Origin of the sequence: Streptomyces hygroscopicus subsp. hygroscopicus (assembly GCF_001553455.1) — a bacterium.
Classification (GTDB): domain Bacteria; phylum Actinomycetota; class Actinomycetes; order Streptomycetales; family Streptomycetaceae; genus Streptomyces; species Streptomyces hygroscopicus.
In genome coordinates this window covers 1-15,835 of record NZ_BBOX01000198.1, presented here as the reverse complement: position 1 = coordinate 15,835, position 15,835 = coordinate 1, and the positions used below count along the sequence as shown (strand labels likewise).

Sequence of the window (15,835 nt, the reverse complement as noted above, 5' to 3'; positions counted from 1 at the left end):
GGTCCGCGGCGGGCTCCCGCGGGGCCGTCCGGCGGAAGGCCGGGGTGTCGGCCGGGGCGAGCCAGAGGCGTTCCAGCTCCTCGTCCAGCCAGGTCAGGGTCAGGGAGCAGCCGGCCATGTCGAGGCTGGTGACGAGTTCGCCGACCTCGGGGCGTACGGGGGTGAGCCCCGCCTCGTCCAGCAGCCGGGCGACGGCGCCCCACAGCACGTACAGCTCCTCGTACTTCGTGGCGCCGAGGCCGTTGAGGACGACCGCGACCCGCCCGCCGGCGTCCGTGCCCGCGGGGCGGTCCGCCAGCAGCCCCGTCACCAGGGCGCGGGCGAGGTCCTCCGCGGTGCCGAGAGTGTCCTCGCTCACCCCCGGTTCGCCGTGGATGCCGAGACCGAGGCCCAGCCGGCCCTCGGGAACGGTGAACAGAGGCGCGTCGGCGCCCGGCAGGGTGCAGCCGTCGAAAGCCACTCCGAGCGTGCGGGTACGGGCGTTGGTGTGTTCGGCGACGCGGACCACCTCGTCCAGCGCGGCGCCTGCCTCGGCCGCCGCCGACGCGGTCTTGAAGACCACGAAGCCGCCGGCGATGCCCCGCCGCCGCGCCGTCTGGCCGGCGGGCGCGGAGGCGATGTCATCGGTGACGGCGAAGCAGCGGGCGGGGATCCCGTCGCCCTCCAACTGCCGTGCGGCGAGGCCGAAGTTCATCACGTCCCCGGCGTAGTTGCCGAACAGGAAGAGGACACCGCCGCCGGCCTCCGCCGCCTCGGCGACCGAGCGGGCGCGGGCGGCCGACGGAGAGGTGAAGACGTCGCCGATGACCGAACCGTCGGCGAATCCGGGGCCGACCACACCGCAGAAGGCGGGATAGTGGCCGGAGCCGCCGCCGGTGAGGACGGCCACCTTCCCGGCACGGGTGGGGCGGGCGCGCACCACACCGCCGGGCACGGCCCGCACATGCTCGGGATGGGCGGCGGCGAACCCCTCGATCATGTCGTCGGTGAACCGGGCGGGGTCGTTGAAGAGCCTGGTCATCGGGTGCTCCAGCCTTCGCGTGCGAGGTCGAGGGCGCGGCGGTAGGCGGCGTAGCCCTCGGCGTAGTGGTCGATCAGCCCGCGCTCGGCGGTCACGGTGCGGCGGGGGGCGCGCCAGGCGGCGGCGTCGACGGGTGTGCCCAGTGCGTGCCAGGCGACCTGGGCCGCGCCGCGGATGCCCACGGCGTCATCGCAGACATCCAGGTCACCGCCGAGGACACCGGCGAAGACGCGGGCCCACTCCCCCGAGCGCGCGCCACCGCCGCACGCGGTGACGGTGCCGGAGACACCGAGGGTTTCCATGCAGTGCCGGGCCGAGTAGGCGACGGCCTCGCACAGCGCCCGTACCAGGTCGGCGCGGCCGGTCAGCGGGGAGAGGCCGTCGAACCGGCCGCGGGCCCGCGCGTCGACGAAGGGGGCGCGCTCACCGCTGGCGGACAGGAACGGCAGCGCGGTGACGCCCGAGGCGCCGGGCGGCGACTGGACGAGCAGCGCGTCCAGCGCGTCGATCTTCACATCGAGCAGTTTCAGCAGCCAGTCCAGGCCCGCGGTGCCGATCATGGCGGGCATGACCCGCAGGTAGCGGCCCTCGTACGGGGTGGCCAGCACCATCCCGGCCGGGTCGTCGGTGACGGCCGGGCGCGGTTCGGTGTCGAGGACCTGGGCGGCGAGGGTGGTGCCGATGATGAGGTTGCCCTCGCCCGGTTCGGCGACCCCCGAGCCGAAGGCACAGGCCGGTATGTCGAACGGTCCGGCGGAGACCGGCAGCCCCGCGGGCAGGCCCAGCCGCCGGGCGGCGCCGGGCAGCAGCCGGTGCAGGGTGCCGGGCGGCGCCGGGTCCGGCAGCAGCCGGCGGTGGGCGGACAGTCCGCACAGCTCGAGCGCGGTCTCGTCGTAGGTACGGGTGGCCACGTCGAGGAACGGCTGCGAGGCGTCGGAGGCGTCGACGGTCACGGCGCCGGTCAGCCGTTGCACGACGGCGTCCACGCAGTACCCGGCGACCTCGGCCGCCGCCAGCCGCTCCGGCTCGTGTTCGGCCAGGTGGGCCAGGAGGGGCGCCGCGGAGCCGGGGAAGAGGCCGACACCGGTGCGCCGGTGCAGGGCGTGCAGGGTGCCGTCGGCGGTCCACCGGTCGAGCCGGTCCGCGGCCCGGCCGTCCATCCAGGACAGCGCGCGGCCGACGGGGGCGCCGGCGGCGTCGCGCAGCCACAGGCCGTCGCCCTGCCCGGTGAGGGCCAGGGCCTCGATCGGTTCGCCGCCCAGCTGGGCGGCGTCGGTGAGCGCCGCCCGTATGACGGTCTCCACGGTGCCCACGACATCGTCCAGGTCCTGCTCGACGCGCTGTCCGGGCAGCGTGTAGACGGTGCTGCGGGCCTCGTGCGCGGGGGTGGCGCGGCCGTCCCGGGAGATCAGCTGGGCCTTGGTGACCGAGGTCCCGATGTCGACTCCGACGATCATGGCCGGCCCCCGGTCAGCACCTCCGGATTGGCCACGTGCCGCAGCGGTTCGCCGCGCAGGAAACGGGCGGCCTCGGCGGCGGTGATCGCAGCGGCCCGGTCGGCGGTCTGCCGGGTGGCGCCCGCCAGATGCGGGGTGGTGATGACGTTGGGGGCCTTGTGCAGCGGCCAGTCGGCCGGGGGAGGCTCGATGTCGTAGACGTCGAGGGCGAGCGCGCCGAGCCGGCCGGACTCCAGCAGGCCGGGCAGCGGACCGTAGTCGAGCAGTTCACCGCGGGCGGAGTTGACCAGGACGGCGCCCTCGGGCAGGAGCGCGAGGTTGCCGGCGTTGATCAGGTGCCGGGTCTCGGGGGTGACCCGGGCGTGCAGGCTCACCACCGAGCTGCGCCGCAGCAGGTCCTCCAGGCCGGTGAGTTCGACGCCGTCGGCCTGTGCCCGCGCCGGGTCCGCGTACGGATCGGACACCAGGACGTGTGAGCCGAAGGCGCGCAGCACCCGGGCGACGATCGCGCCGATGGCCCCGTATCCGACGAGGCCGACGGTGGCGCCGTCGAGTTCCAGCCCCGCGTTCTCGTAGGCGTAGTAGTCACCGCGCCACACGCCCTCCTTGAGGGCCGCGTCGGCGAAGGTGATGCGGCGCATGGCGGCGAGGATCAGGCCGACGGCGAATTCGGCGGCGGCCGCGGCGTTGCGGCCCGGGGTGAAGGTGACGGGGATGCCGGCGGCGGTGGCGGCGGCCAGGTCCACGTTGACCGGGCCGCCGCGGGCCACCCCGATGAACTTCAGCCGCGGCGCCTCCCGGATGACGCGGGCGGTGAAGGGGGCCATCTGGGTCAGGGCGACGCTCGCGTCACCGAGCGCCTCCAGCACCTGCTCCTCGGTGCCGCTGGCCTCCTTGACCCCGCCGTTGCCCTGCGCGTCGCCCCCCACCGGGCCGAAGGGCTCGTTCGGCCAGCGGGTGCGCAGGGTACGGAAGCTCAGCCCGGCGGAGGGCAGGCTCTCGCGCAGCGCGGCGGAGAAGAGCTCGGGGTCGATGAAGTCGTCGCCGGATACCAGGACGGTGGTCATGTCCGGTCACTCCCCTCGGGCGTCGAGCCTGCTGAGCAGGTAGTCGCGTACGGCATGGTGGTCGGAAGAGCGGAAGGAGGCGGCCGCGAGGGCGTCCTCGGCGGGTGGGTACTGCGGATTGGGGATGGCCACCACGGTCATCCCGGCGGCCGCGGCGGCGCGCAGTCCGTTGCTCGAGTCCTCCACCGCCAGGCAACGCTCGGGGGCCACGCCGAGTGCCCGTGCGGCGGCCAGGTAGACGTCCGGGCTCGGCTTGCCGCGCGCCACTTCGGCGCTGGAGACGGTGGCCTTGAAGTGGTGGTCGACACCGTGGTGGACGAGGACGGCGTCGATGACCCGGCGGGGGGCGGAGGAGGCGAGCGCGACGGGTGCCAGTTCGGCGGTGGCGGTGATCATCTCACGGGCGCCGGGCAGCAGGCCGATGCGGCCGTCGGCCAGCGCCTGGACCATGCCGTCGACGACGTCCCGTTCGGTGTTCTCGGCGGGGTCGCCCGTCCCGCAGAACCGGGTGAGGTAGGCGGCCCACTCGGGGGCGCTCATCCCCTGGACGTCGCGGGTCTGTGCGGGGCCCCATGCGCGGCCGCGGGCGGCGGCGTATCCGGCCCACAGCTCCTCCCACAGATGCTCGCTCTCCACCAGTACGCCGTCCATGTCGAAGACCACTGCGTCGGCCATGCGTACCCCTGATCTCCTGGCTGATGATTCACTGGCTGGCCGGAGCACCGGGCGGTGTCCGTCACAGGAAAATTAACAGCCCACGCGTGAGTTGTCACTGGTTCTATGTGAGAAATTGACACGGCAGGATGGAGGCATGACTACTCTCCCGTCGTCGCGCGGTGCGCGGCAGCAGCGACACCGGCTGATCGTCGACCATGTGCTGGCCCGGGGGGACGCCACCGTGGCCGAGCTGGCCGAGCTGACCGGCGTCAGCCTGATGACCGTCCACCGGGACATCGCCGAGCTGGCCGACCGCGGCATCCTGCGCAAGTACCACGGCGGCGTCTCCGCGCAGCCCTCGATGGTCTTCGAGTCCAGTTCGGACTTCCGGCTGCACGCGCACACCGACGAGAAGCGAGCGCTGGCCCGCGCCGCCCTGCCGTTCGTGGCGCCGGGGATGTCGGTGATGCTGGACGACTCGACCTCGGCGCTGGCCCTGGCGCGGCTGCTGCCCGAGGTCGGGCCGCTGACCGTGGTGACCAACTACCGCCTGATCGCGGAGGAGCTGAGGGAGGCCGAGAGCATCCGGCTGATCTGCGTGGGCGGCGAGTACTCGCGCACCCACGACTCGTGGATCGGGCTGCCGGCGATGGACATGATCAGCGGCATCTCCGTCGATCTGAGCGTGCTCTCCACCTCCGCGATGACCGCGGGCATGACGTTCCACCAGGAGCAGGAGATCGTCAGCATCAAGCGGGCGACCCGGCAGGCGGGCGCGAGAAGCGTGCTGCTGATGGACCACAGCAAGGTGGGCCGTCGCGCGCTGCACCGGCTGGAGAGCGTGGACTCCTTCGACCACGTCCTGCTGACCGGTCCGGTGGACGAGGAGCTGGTGCGCGAGATGCGCGAGCTGACGGACGTCCGGGTCATCGAGATGAACGAATGAGCATCGAATCTCGTTACTTTTACCAGACCCCTTGATATTTATCTCGGCTCGCTTGAGTATCTGCGGTCGTACTCCGTCACACCTCAGAGTGGAGGTAGCGATGCCGAAACCCTTGATCCTGGGCTATCTGGGCGTCCTCCTGTTCATGATCGGCGATGGTGTCGAATCCGGGTTCATCGCTCCGTACATGGCCGACCACGGTGCGGCAACGGACGTGCGGGCCGGGTACGTCATCACCGTGTACGGCATCGCCGTGATGCTGGCGTCCTGGTTCTCCGGTGCCCTCTGCCAGGTGTGGGGACCACGCCGGGTGATGTGGACGGGCCTGGCCATCTGGGCCGTCTTCGACGCCGCGTACCTGCTCTTCGCGCTGGGCACCGAGAACTACCCGCTGATGCTGCTCTTCTACGGCATCCGGGGCTTCGGCTACCCGCTCTTCGCCTTCGGTTTCCTCGTATGGATCACCAACACCGCGCCCAAGGCCCGGCTGGGCACCGCCGTGGGATGGTTCTACTTCGCCTTCACCGGGGGCCTGCCCACCCTCGGCTCGCTGTGGTCGAGCCTGACGATCCCCTCGTTCGGCCGCCTGGGCACGCTGTGGTCCGCGCTGGTCCTCATCCTCATCGGCGGCGCCATCGCCCTGGTCGGCGCCCGCAGGCGGCCCGGCGGCGACCGGATGGCGCCGCCGGAGGTCACCACCGGCCAGAGCCTGTTCAACTCCGTCTCCATCATCTGGACCCACCCCCGCGTCCTGGTGGGCTGCCTGGTCCGGGTCATCAACACGGCCCCGGAGTTCGGCATGCTGGTGTACCTGCCGCGGATCTTCTCCGACGACATCGGTTTCGGCGAGGACAAGTGGCTCCAGCTGCTGGCGATCATCTACGGCACGAACATCTTCTTCAACCTCATCTTCGGCGTGCTGTCCGACCGCATCGGCTGGCGCACGACCATCGCCGGCTTCGGCGCGCTGGGCTGCGCCATCAGCGTCACGACGCTGTACTTCGTACCGACCTGGCTCGGCGCGGACTACTACTGGGTCGCGGTGCTCGCGGGCATGTTCTACGGCGCGACCCTCGCCGGCTTCGTCCCCATCTCGGCGCTCATCCCCTCGATGGCACCGGAGAACAAGGGCGGTTCGATGGCCCTGCTCAACCTGGGCGCGGGCGGCGCGGCCTTCGTCGGCCCGGCCATCGCCAGCCTCTTCTTCCCCCTCGTCGGCGCCGGCGGGGTCACCCTGATCTTCCTCGCCCTCTACCTGGTCGCCTTCGTGCTGACGCTGCTGCTGAAGCTGCCCGAGGAGCGGGACGGCGAGCCGACTGCCGAGGACACGCCGGACGGCCGGCTGCCCCGGACCGACGCGGCTCCGACCGCCACCTCCGCATGAACCGGCCGCTGCCGGACCGCCACCTCCCCGTGAACCGGCCGCTGCCGGACCGGCTCCGGGCGTCAGAGCTGGGAGCCGCCACCGTCCACGGCGAGTTCGGCCCCGGTGGTGAAGGTGGCGTCGAACGCGAGGAACGCCACCGCCCTGGCGACCTCGGCCGGGGTCCCCATGCGCAACATGGGGTTGTCCGCGGCCATCTGCGCCTTGGTCTGCTCGGCGGCCTCCTTCGGCATCGACTTCTCCAGGATGCCGGAGTCGATCGGGCCGGGGCTGACCGCGTTGACGCGGATCCCGCGCGGGAGCAGTTCCCGGGCGAGGCTGCGGGTCATCGAGCGCAGCGCCGCCTTGCCGGCCGCGTAGGCGCTGAGCCCGGGCAGGCCCAGCACATGGGCGACCGAGGTGGTGAGCACCACGCCGCTGCCCTCGGCCAGCAGCGGGACGAGCTTTTGCACCGTGAAGTACGGGCCCTTGACGTTGACGGCCAGCAGCTGGTCGAAGAGTTCCTCGCTGGTCTCCTCGAACGGTGCGAAGCCGTTGACCCCGGCGTTGGCGAACAGGGCGTCGACGGTGCCGAACTCGGCCTTCACCCGGTCGGCCAGCGCGTCGATGTCGGGCAGCGACGCCGCGTCGCTGCGGACCGCGATCGCGTTCCCGCCGAGCTGGTCACGGGCGGCGTCCAGGGTGGCCTGGCTGCGTCCCGTGATCAGGACCCGCGCCCCTTCGTCCACCAGCAGCCGCGCGGTGGCCAGGCCGACCCCGCTGCTGCCACCCGTGATCACGACGCTCTTGCCCTCGTACTTGCCCATGTCGGACACCCTCTGTCGGTGGAATCGGCTCCTGCTTCTGGTGTCCGCGGGGCCGCCCTGCTGGGCGCCCCGGCCGGACACCGTCCAGTCAACAGCCGCCTGGCCAGGGGTGTCCAAGACCTGTTCCGCACCCCGTTATGCATCAGCGGCATCACGGGGAGGGCGCCGGTGCGGGTGCCTTCGCCCCGCCCTCGCCGGAGCCCGTTCCCGGCCCGGGGCGCGTTCCCGGCCCAGGGCGCGTTCCCGACCCGGGGCGCGTTCCCGGCCCGGAGTCCGTTCCCGACCCGGAGTCCGCTGGGCGCGTTCCCGGCCCGGGGCGCGTTCCCGGCCCGGAGGGCGGCCTTGAGGCCGGTGCGCTCCCGCGCGGTCGGCCGTGCGGTGCGCACCGCACGCGCCGCCGCCCCGCCGCGCACGTCCGCCCCCGGCGCCTGACGCCCCCGCTCCCGGCCGTACGCGCCTGGTGTGCGCGGGCCGTGGCCCCGGCGTCCCTCAAGCTCCCCCGGCGTCCGCGGGCGCGGACTCCGGGCGTCGTCACCCTCTCCCCCAGCCCTCCCGGCCCTGCGCGATCCGGCTGAACGCCTCCTCCGGCGTCACCGAACGGGCCTCCAGGGCGCGCAGCTCCACGCCCTCCTCCCGGGCCCATGACAGCAGCGCGGTGGCCGTGCGCTGCAGATCACCGGTCTCCAGCCGGACCGTCCGCCCGGCCTCCTCCTGCCAGGTCACGCCCAGCGGGGCGAGCGGCGGCATATCGCCCAGGAAATAGCCGTGGGGCAGGTCGAAGCTCATGCGCGCGGGCGGCCCGGCGACCCCGTCGGCGCCCCGCCCCGAGGTGACGACCGGTCGGGCGGCCTCAACAACGGTGTCCATGTGCTCCAGACTTCCGTCCCGCCGGGGCCGGCGGGAGTGCGGGCCGTCATCGGTGCGCATGACATCTGTCCTCCGGCCGCCCCGGGGCACCGCCAGGTCCCGCGGCGCCGCCGCGCCCGCTGCCGGTTCCGGCCCGAGGGCGGCCGTGGACCACCTCACAGGTCCCGGACGGCGGCGGTGAGCGCTTCGTCGAGGATGGCGACACCACGGGCGATCTCGTCGTCGCTCGCGGTCAGCGGGGGCGCGATGCGGAAGGTGCCGCCCATGCCGGGCAGTTGGACGATGTTCATGTGCAGCCCGAGATCGAAGCAGCGCCGGGTGACGGCCGCGCCGAGCCGGTCGGCGCCCCCGGCGCCCAGCACCCGGTCGCCGACCAGTTCCACCCCCATCAGCAGCCCGCGGCCCCGGACGTCCCCGACCACGTCATGGCGGGTGGCGAGGTCATCGAGACCATCGCGCAGCAGTGTGCCGAGGTGGCGGGCCCGCTCGTCGAGGCGGTCGCGGGCCAGGACGTCGAGGACGGTGTTGCCGACGGCGGCCGGCAGCGGGTCGCTGACGTGGGTGGTGAAGAACAAGAACCCCCGGTCGTGTGCCTGTTGCTCGATCTCCGGGCTGGTCAGCACGGCGGCCAGCGGCAGCCCCGCGCCGAGTGTCTTGGACAGCGTGAGGATGTCCGGGACGACACCGTCGTGTTCGAAGGCGTACCAGTCGCCGGTGCGGCACAGCCCGGTCTGGGCCTCGTCCAGGATCAGCAGCATGTCCCGTTCCCGGCACTTGCGCGCCAGGGCGGCGAGATAGCCCGGCGGGAGTTCGATGACGCCGCCGGAGCTGAGGATCGGCTCGACCAGGCACGCGGCGAGACTGCCGACCGACTGGGCGTCGATCAGGTCGAAGCCCAGGTCGAGTTGGCGGCGCCAGTCGAACGAGCCGTCGGCGTCCACCACGTCGGGGTGGAAGCGGTCCGGGACCGGCAGCGCGAAGTTGCCCGGCGCGGCGGGCCCGTAGCCCTTGCGCCCGGCGCTGTAGGTGGCGTTCGCGGCGCCCTGGGTCATCCCGTGCCAGGACCGGGCGAACGAGACGATCTCGTGGCGCCCGGTGACGAGTTTGGCCATCCGCACCGCGGCCTCGTTCGCCTCCGCCCCGGTGGTCAGGAGCATCGCCTTCTGCAGGGGGTCGGGCAGGGTCTCGGCGAGCCGGCGGGTGAGCTCGATGACCGGGCGGCTGAGCATGCCGCTGTGCAGGTGGTCCAGGAGGGCCACCTGCTCGCGGACCGTCGCGACGATCGCCGGGTGGGAGTGTCCGAGGATCGCGCTCATCTGGCCGGAGGTGAAGTCGAGCAACTCGCGGCCGCTCTCGGTGAACACCGACGTGCCCGCGGCGCGGGCGATGACCTCCGGGGTGAAGTCGGCCCGGCCGGAGTAGCGGATGAGGTGGCGCTCCGGGGCGCCGTACGTCGTCTCGGGAAGCATGTGACCGACGTTAGGGACGCACCACTGCACGCGTCCATCGCACAGTTCCGACCGCCCTGTTCGGCGGAACCGTACAATCGGACGCGTGTTGAACTCGGGGCGGCTGCGGCTGCTCAGCCTGCTGGAAACCCTGGGCACCGTGCGCGCGGTCGCCGAGACGCTGCATCTGAGCGCGTCGACGGTGTCCCAGCAACTGGCGGTGCTCGAGACCGAGACCCGGTCCCGGCTGCTGGAGCGGACCGGGCGGCAGGTGCGGCTGACCCCGGCCGGTCTGCTGCTGGCCCAGCGGGGCCGGGAGATCCTGGACCGGATGGCCGAGGCCGAGGCCGAGTTGCAGGCCCTGAACGACGAGCCCATCGGCACGGTCCGGCTCGGGGCGTTCCAGAGCGCCATCCACACCCTCGCGGTGCCGGCGGCCACCCGCCTGGCCACCACCCATCCGCGGCTGCGCCTGGAGCTGATCGAGTCGGAGCCGCACGAGAGCGGACCGGCCCTGCGCTCGGGGGAGGCGGACGTCATCGTCACCACCACCGATTACACCGGCCTCTCGTGGGGTGCGGACCTCGAGGTCATTCCGCTGGGCATCGACCCGATCGTGCTGGTGCTGCCACGTGAACACCCGCTCGCCTGCCGCACCGCGGTGAACCTGGCGGCCTGCGCGGAGGAGACGTGGGCGGGTGACCGACCGCGGTCCTACATGGCGGAGCTGACCGTGCGGCTGTGCCGCGAGTCGGGGTTCGAACCCCGGGTGGCCTGCCGGTTCAGCAACTATCTGCTGGCGTTGCGGCACGTCGAGTCGGGCCGCTCGATCGCCCTGCTGCCCGCCCTGGCCGTCACCCCGGACCACGACGTGGTCACCCGGCAGCTCAGCCCACCGGTACACCGCAACATCACCATCGTGGTGCGGCGCGGCACGACGCGGCGCGCGGGGGTGCACGCCGTCGTCGCGGCGCTGCGCGACCACCCCGAGATCCCGGTCCTGTCCGCCCCGCACCAGCGCCCCGGACGGGAACAGCACCCGCCCATGCCGTGACGGGGCCGCCGCCGCGGGGCGGACGCTCCGGGCTCCCCCGCGCCGGCGTACCGGGTGTGGGGGCGGCGTACCGGGGCAATCGGCATTAACGATCTTGATGCCGATACGCGAGGGAGCTGCCGCCCATGACAACTGCCGGCCGTCGGCCACACAGCGGGCGCACGTACGCCTTCAGCCTGCGGAGGCTGTCGCTCTGTTTCGGGCTGATCGCCCTCGTTCTCCTGGCGGCGGGGACCGCCCTCAAAGCCGGTGCCCGGGCGGCCGATGACCACCCTGTCGCCGCCGTGGCCCTGGGGCTGCTGGCGCTCGCGGCCGCCGTCCTGGTCCGCCGGCGGCGCGTCCGGGTGGCCAGGACCGCCGCCCCGGGTCCCTCCGCGCCCGGCGACGTGCTGACGCCGGACGCCATCGTCCCCGCTGCCCCGGTTGAGGAGCCCCTCGAGGTTGAGGAGCCCCTCGCGGAGGTCGGTTTCGAGGCGATGAGCGCCGAGGAGTTCGAGCAGGCGGTGGCGGACCTGTGCCGGCGGGACGGGTGCCGGACCGCCGAGGTGGTCGGCGGCGCGGGTGACCTGGGCGCGGACGTCCTGGCCGTCACCCCGGACGGGCAGCGCCTGGTCATCCAGTGCAAGCGGTACGACGCGGCCCACAAGGTGGGCTCCCAGGACCTCCAGCGCTTCGGCGGAACGTGCTTCGCCGTCCATGACGCCCATATCGCCGCTGTGGTCACGACCAGCGAGTTCACCGAGCCCGCCCTCGAGTACGCCGCCCAGTGCGGAATCCTCTGCCTCGACGGGCAGGCGCTCACCACGTGGGCGAGCACGGGTTCGGCCCCCTGGACGGAATGAGGCAGCGGAAGACGGCGCCCGGGGCCGCCGTACGACCGCCCGGCGGGCAGCCGTCGCGGCGTACGACCGTCCGGCGGGCAGCCGTCCGAAGAGCAGCCGTCCCAGCGTGCGGCCGGGCCGACCGGCAGCCGGGCCAGCGCGAGGCCCGGCCGACAGACAGCCGTCCCGACCGGCAACCCTCCCCACCGGCAGCCGGGCCGACCGGCAGCCGTCCCGGCGGGCAGCCGTCCCGGCACGCGGCCGGGCCAGCGCGAGGCCCGGCCGACAGACAGCCGTCCCGACCGGCAACTGTCCCGACCGGCAACCCTCCCCACCGGCAACCCTCCCCACCGGCAGCCGGGCCGACAGACAGCCATCCCGGCGGGCAGCCGTCCCGGCGCGCGGCCCGGCCGCGGCCGACGACGTGCGCCACCCGCGAGCCAGTGCCACACTGGTCGGTGCGGGCCGGTGCCCGGCCGACCGGCGCCGCCCTCGCCGAGCCCCTGGTTCCCCTCCCCTTCCCGACAGTGTGGAACGTTGTGTCCGGCAGGCCGGCCGCCACGCACAGCGCTTCGACCACCCATCCCCGGAGGGTTCGCCATGTCGACCGATGAGCCGGTGAACACGGCGCCGAGGCCCCGGTCCGAGGCGTGGAGGACCGCGCTGACCGTACTGGAGACGGTGAAGCCGCCGTCCATCCCGGAGGGGGCCGAGGTGATGACCGTTCTCGTCGCGTTTCCCCCGGGGGACCCGGGCACGCCCCCGCACCGGCACGCGGGCCCGGCGTTCGGCTACATGCTGGAGGGGGAGATGCGCTTCGAGCTGGAGGGCGAACCGGAGCGCGTGATCAGGGCCGGGGAGACCTTCTGGGAGCCGGGCGGCGACGTCATCCACTACCAGGACGGGAACAACCGCACGGACTCCTGGAGCCGTTTCCTGGTGACGATGGTCTGCGCGCCGGGCCGGCCGATGCTGACCCTGGTCGATGACGAGGAGTTGGCCCAGCGCGCGGACCGGCGGGCCCCGCGGCCCGCCTGAAGGAGACCGCGGGAGCCGCGCAGTGGACGGAGGGTGACCCATGAAGTTCGCAGTCATCGGCGGTACCGGCCTGATCGGATCGCAGGTCGTGCGGAAGCTGAACGCGGCGGGGCACGAGGCCGTACCGTACTCGCACTCCACGGGTGTGGACGTGATCACCGGCCAGGGCCTGGAGGAGGCGGTGGCCGACGCCGATGTCGTCATCAACCTGACGAATTCCCCGACCTTCGACAACGCCTCCCTGGCGTTCTTCCGGACCTCGATGGACAACCTGCTGGCCGCCTGCCGGAAGGGCCGGGTGGGCCACGTCGTCATCCTGTCGATCGTCGGCGTGGAACAGGTGCCGGGCCTCGACTACTACCGTGCGAAGGTCCTCCAGGAGGACATCCTCAAGGCCGGGCCGATCCCCTATTCCATCGTCCGCGCCACCCAGTTCATGGAGTTCATCGACGCGGTCATGGCCCAGGGCACCGAGGGCGACACGGTCCACCTGCCGGCCACCCCACTGCAGCCGATCGCCGCCCAGGACGTCTCCGACACGGTCGCCGAGGTCGCCGAAGGCCCCCCGCTCAACGGCACCCTCGACATCGCCGGGCCCGATGTGTTCCCCCTCGACGAACTCGGCCGGATCACCCTGCGCGCCCACCCCGACGGGCGCACGGTCATCACCGACGACGGCGCCGGGATGTTCGCCGCCGTCCCCGGCGACGTCCTCACCGCCGACAGCGGCACCCGCACCGCCCCCACCCACTACGCGGACTGGCTCTCGTGACCCGCCCGGCCGCTCCGCGTCGGCCGTGAACGCGCCCCGCGAACACGTCCCGCGAACAATCACGTTGTCGACACGAGCCGCGAGTCCCTGGGCGTTGGTGATGGTGCCGCCACGGGAGTCGTACTCGTAGGCGAAGAGGTGGGAGCTGGAACAGCCGTTGAGCCGGAAGACGCTCACGGCGGTGATCCGGTCGGACGCGTTGCCGGTGAACCCGTGGACGAAGACCACCGGCTGCCGGCGTGCTGGTCGACAGCGGCCGGGCAACCGCACCGGCCGACGGCGCGGCGGGTGCGCTGGACCGCGCGGCGGAGGCGGTTCGACGCGGTGGCGGTCGCGGTCGCGGTGTCGGCCGCGACGGCCACCGGCCCCGGGGAGAACAGCCCGAACGCGACCGTGGGGCCGCGAGAACGCCGAGCAGCCGGCGCGGGGAACAACGACGCGTGAGCCCTCCTGACGGGGAGGCGGGGATGCGGGGATGCGGGTGCCTGACCCGAACCGGAGTCGTGGGGCGGGGCGCGGGCGCCATCGGCGAAGGCGCCAGTGTGCGCGGTGAGGCCGGGCGCGGGTGGCGGAGACCCGGACCGACGACCGTCGCGTGTGATCGGCCGTTCATGCCCAACCCCCGCCCCCGGCCGGTCACTTCGGGCAGCACGCTCACCGGCTTGAGGGGCCGCGGCTTCGCAACGTCCCCGCCACGGACCGGAGAAGGGAACCGGGCGCCGGACCACACCACGGGACGGGAACCGCGCACACGACCCCCGAGCGGCGCGCCCAGCACACCCCACGGATGCCACCGGGCGTCAGGCGGCGGGCGGCGACGCGTTCGCGGACGACGTCGAGTCCGCGGCGGATTCGGACCGCACCATTGACAGCAATGGTCTAGTCCTGTTTTCTCGTCAGCGCGCGATCTTCCTCGCGCCTTCCGACCGTCCGTTTCCACCCACATCGGCTCCGCTTTTCCCCCCACACCAAGGAGCGGCCCCCATGAACTTCCGTCTCCCCTTGAGCAGTAGGGTCCTGACCGGCCTGTGCGCCTCTGTCGCCGCGGCCGGGCTGCTCGCCACGGCCTCGACGACGACCGCCAGCGCGGGTACCACCTCGTCAACCGCGACGGCGGACATCCCCGAACACGCCCTCGTGGGCTATCTGCACTCCAGCTTCGCCAACGGCTCCGGATACACCCGCATGGCCGATGTCCCGGACAGCTGGGACATCATCGACCTGGCCTTCGGCGAGCCCACCTCCACCACCTCCGGCGACATCCGCTTCAGCCTCTGCCCGCAGAGCGAATGCCCGAACGTGGAGTCGGAGGACGAGTTCAAGGCCGCCATCAAGGCCAAGCAGGCGGCGGGCAAGAAGGTCCTGATATCCATCGGCGGACAGAACGGCCAGGTGCAGCTCACGACCACCGCCGCCCGCGACAAGTTCGTCGAGTCGGTCGGTGCGATCATCGACCGGTACGGACTGGACGGCCTCGACATCGACTTCGAGGGCCACTCGCTGTCGCTGGACGACGGCGACACCGACTTCAAGAACCCCAAGACCCCCGCGATCGTCAATCTCATCTCGGCCGTGAAGTCGCTCAAGGCGAAGTACGGATCCGACTTCGTCCTCACCATGGCCCCGGAGACCTTCTTCGTACAGCTGGGCTACCAGTACTACGGCTCGGGCGCCTCCGGCGGCCAGGATCCGCGGTCCGGGGCGTACCTGCCGGTCATCCACGCGCTGCGGGACGATCTCACCCTGCTGCACGTCCAGGACTACAACTCCGGACCGATCGTGGGGCTCGACGACCAGTACCACACCATGGGCAGCGCCGACTTCCACATCGCGATGACCGACATGCTGCTCACCGGCTTCCCCGTCGCGGGCGACACCGACAACGTCTTCCCGCCGCTGGACCCGTCCCAGGTGGCGATCGGCCTGCCCGCGAGCGCCAACGCGGGCAACGGCCACACCCAGCCCGGCGATGTGACCAAGGCCCTGAACTGCCTGACGAAGAAGACCGACTGCGGCGGGTACGAGCCCCACGGCAGCTGGCCCGGCCTGCGCGGGCTGATGGCCTGGTCGATCAACTGGGACACCTTCAGCGACCAGGAGTTCTCGAAGAACTTCGACGCCTACTACGGCCGCTGACCGCGGATCCGGGTCCCCCGGGGCGCCGGCCCGGCGCCCCGCGCCCCGTCCCGCGCGGGCACGCACCCCGGGTGCCGCGGCGCCCGCCCAAGACCAACGGCCGCCGCGGCACGTGCACGTGACCAGGCCCACCCCGTGGCGGGTGGCCTGTCCGGATGAGTCTTCCCACCTGTGCCCTACAACCAGGGGACCAGGCCCCGCCGGTCACATCACCCCCAAGACGGAGGGGAGTTGGGGTCGCACGGCCGATGACATCCGACGCACGCCACCTGAATGATCGTTCCTGTCCGACACGCGACCGGAAGGAACGATTTCGTGCGTAGACGGCGTCTCGCGCCCCTGTTGACCGTCAGTGTCACGG

At 72.6% G+C, this 15,835-nt stretch carries 13 protein-coding genes and 1 pseudogene; 7 read left to right on the top strand and 7 right to left on the bottom strand.

All coding sequences use genetic code 11. From position 1 onward, the window contains the following. The 4 genes from AXW62_RS21130 to AXW62_RS21115 form a co-directional block, all read right to left on the bottom strand. Nucleotides 1-1,021: dihydroxyacetone kinase family protein (locus tag AXW62_RS21130; protein WP_174556412.1), on the bottom strand; the 1,021-nt coding region annotated here is incomplete at its 3' end. After that, the gene (locus tag AXW62_RS21125; protein WP_030831958.1) at nucleotides 1,018-2,478 is read right to left on the bottom strand and encodes an FGGY-family carbohydrate kinase; all 1,461 of its coding nucleotides are present in this window, start codon (nucleotides 2,476-2,478) and stop codon (nucleotides 1,018-1,020) included. The genes AXW62_RS21125 and AXW62_RS21130, both read right to left, overlap by 4 nt. Further along, nucleotides 2,475-3,545 carry a 2-hydroxyacid dehydrogenase gene (locus AXW62_RS21120; RefSeq protein WP_060945922.1) on the bottom strand — a complete coding sequence of 357 codons (1,071 nt, stop codon included), beginning with the start codon at nucleotides 3,543-3,545 and terminating at the stop codon, nucleotides 2,475-2,477. The genes AXW62_RS21125 and AXW62_RS21120 overlap by 4 nt, the downstream gene beginning before the upstream one ends. A 6-nt stretch (nucleotides 3,546-3,551) precedes the next feature. Then, a complete protein-coding gene (locus AXW62_RS21115; RefSeq protein WP_079106140.1) occupies nucleotides 3,552-4,220 on the bottom strand; it encodes an HAD family hydrolase in 669 nt (222 codons plus the stop codon). A gap of 136 nt (nucleotides 4,221-4,356) precedes the next feature. On the opposite strand from AXW62_RS21115, the gene AXW62_RS21110 reads away from it, so the two are divergent. Then, the gene (locus AXW62_RS21110) at nucleotides 4,357-5,148 is read left to right on the top strand and encodes a DeoR/GlpR family DNA-binding transcription regulator (RefSeq protein ID WP_060945921.1); all 792 of its coding nucleotides are present in this window, start codon (nucleotides 4,357-4,359) and stop codon (nucleotides 5,146-5,148) included. 100 nt (nucleotides 5,149-5,248) lie between these two features. Beyond that, nucleotides 5,249-6,532, top strand: a complete 1,284-nt coding sequence (locus AXW62_RS21105; protein ID WP_060945920.1) for an MFS transporter — start codon at nucleotides 5,249-5,251, stop codon at nucleotides 6,530-6,532. Nucleotides 6,533-6,594: 62 nt separating this feature from the next. Here the strand turns inward: AXW62_RS21105 and AXW62_RS21100 are convergent, their stop codons facing one another. From AXW62_RS21100 to AXW62_RS21090, 3 genes are all read right to left on the bottom strand, one after another. Continuing rightward, nucleotides 6,595-7,338, bottom strand: coding sequence for a glucose 1-dehydrogenase (locus tag AXW62_RS21100; protein WP_060945919.1), 744 nt, complete (start codon nucleotides 7,336-7,338; stop codon nucleotides 6,595-6,597). Between the two features lie 531 nt (nucleotides 7,339-7,869). Continuing rightward, a complete protein-coding gene (locus tag AXW62_RS21095; protein ID WP_060945918.1) occupies nucleotides 7,870-8,265 on the bottom strand; it encodes a hypothetical protein in 396 nt (131 codons plus the stop codon). 95 nt (nucleotides 8,266-8,360) lie between these two features. Further along, on the bottom strand, nucleotides 8,361-9,674 hold the full coding sequence (locus AXW62_RS21090; protein WP_060945917.1) for an aspartate aminotransferase family protein: 1,314 nt from the start codon (nucleotides 9,672-9,674) through the stop codon (nucleotides 8,361-8,363). Between the two features lie 85 nt (nucleotides 9,675-9,759). Here AXW62_RS21090 and AXW62_RS21085 point away from each other — a divergent pair, with 85 nt between their 5' ends. The 5 genes and pseudogenes from AXW62_RS21085 to AXW62_RS21060 all read left to right on the top strand — a co-directional run. Further along, on the top strand, nucleotides 9,760-10,707 hold the full coding sequence (locus tag AXW62_RS21085) for a LysR family transcriptional regulator (protein WP_060945916.1): 948 nt from the start codon (nucleotides 9,760-9,762) through the stop codon (nucleotides 10,705-10,707). Between the two features lie 125 nt (nucleotides 10,708-10,832). Next, entirely contained in the window at nucleotides 10,833-11,549 is a 717-nt protein-coding gene (locus AXW62_RS21080; RefSeq protein ID WP_060945915.1) for a restriction endonuclease, read from the top strand. Nucleotides 11,550-12,128: 579 nt separating this feature from the next. After that, complete coding sequence (locus tag AXW62_RS21075) at nucleotides 12,129-12,566, top strand: cupin domain-containing protein (RefSeq protein ID WP_060945914.1); 438 nt, start codon at nucleotides 12,129-12,131, stop codon at nucleotides 12,564-12,566. Between the two features lie 40 nt (nucleotides 12,567-12,606). After that, complete coding sequence (locus AXW62_RS21070) at nucleotides 12,607-13,338, top strand: SDR family oxidoreductase (RefSeq protein ID WP_060945913.1); 732 nt, start codon at nucleotides 12,607-12,609, stop codon at nucleotides 13,336-13,338. 1,116 nt (nucleotides 13,339-14,454) lie between these two features. Further along, nucleotides 14,455-15,474 (top strand): annotated as a pseudogene (locus tag AXW62_RS21060) (chitinase); the annotation flags it as partial. Between the last annotated feature and the right edge of the window lie 361 nt (nucleotides 15,475-15,835).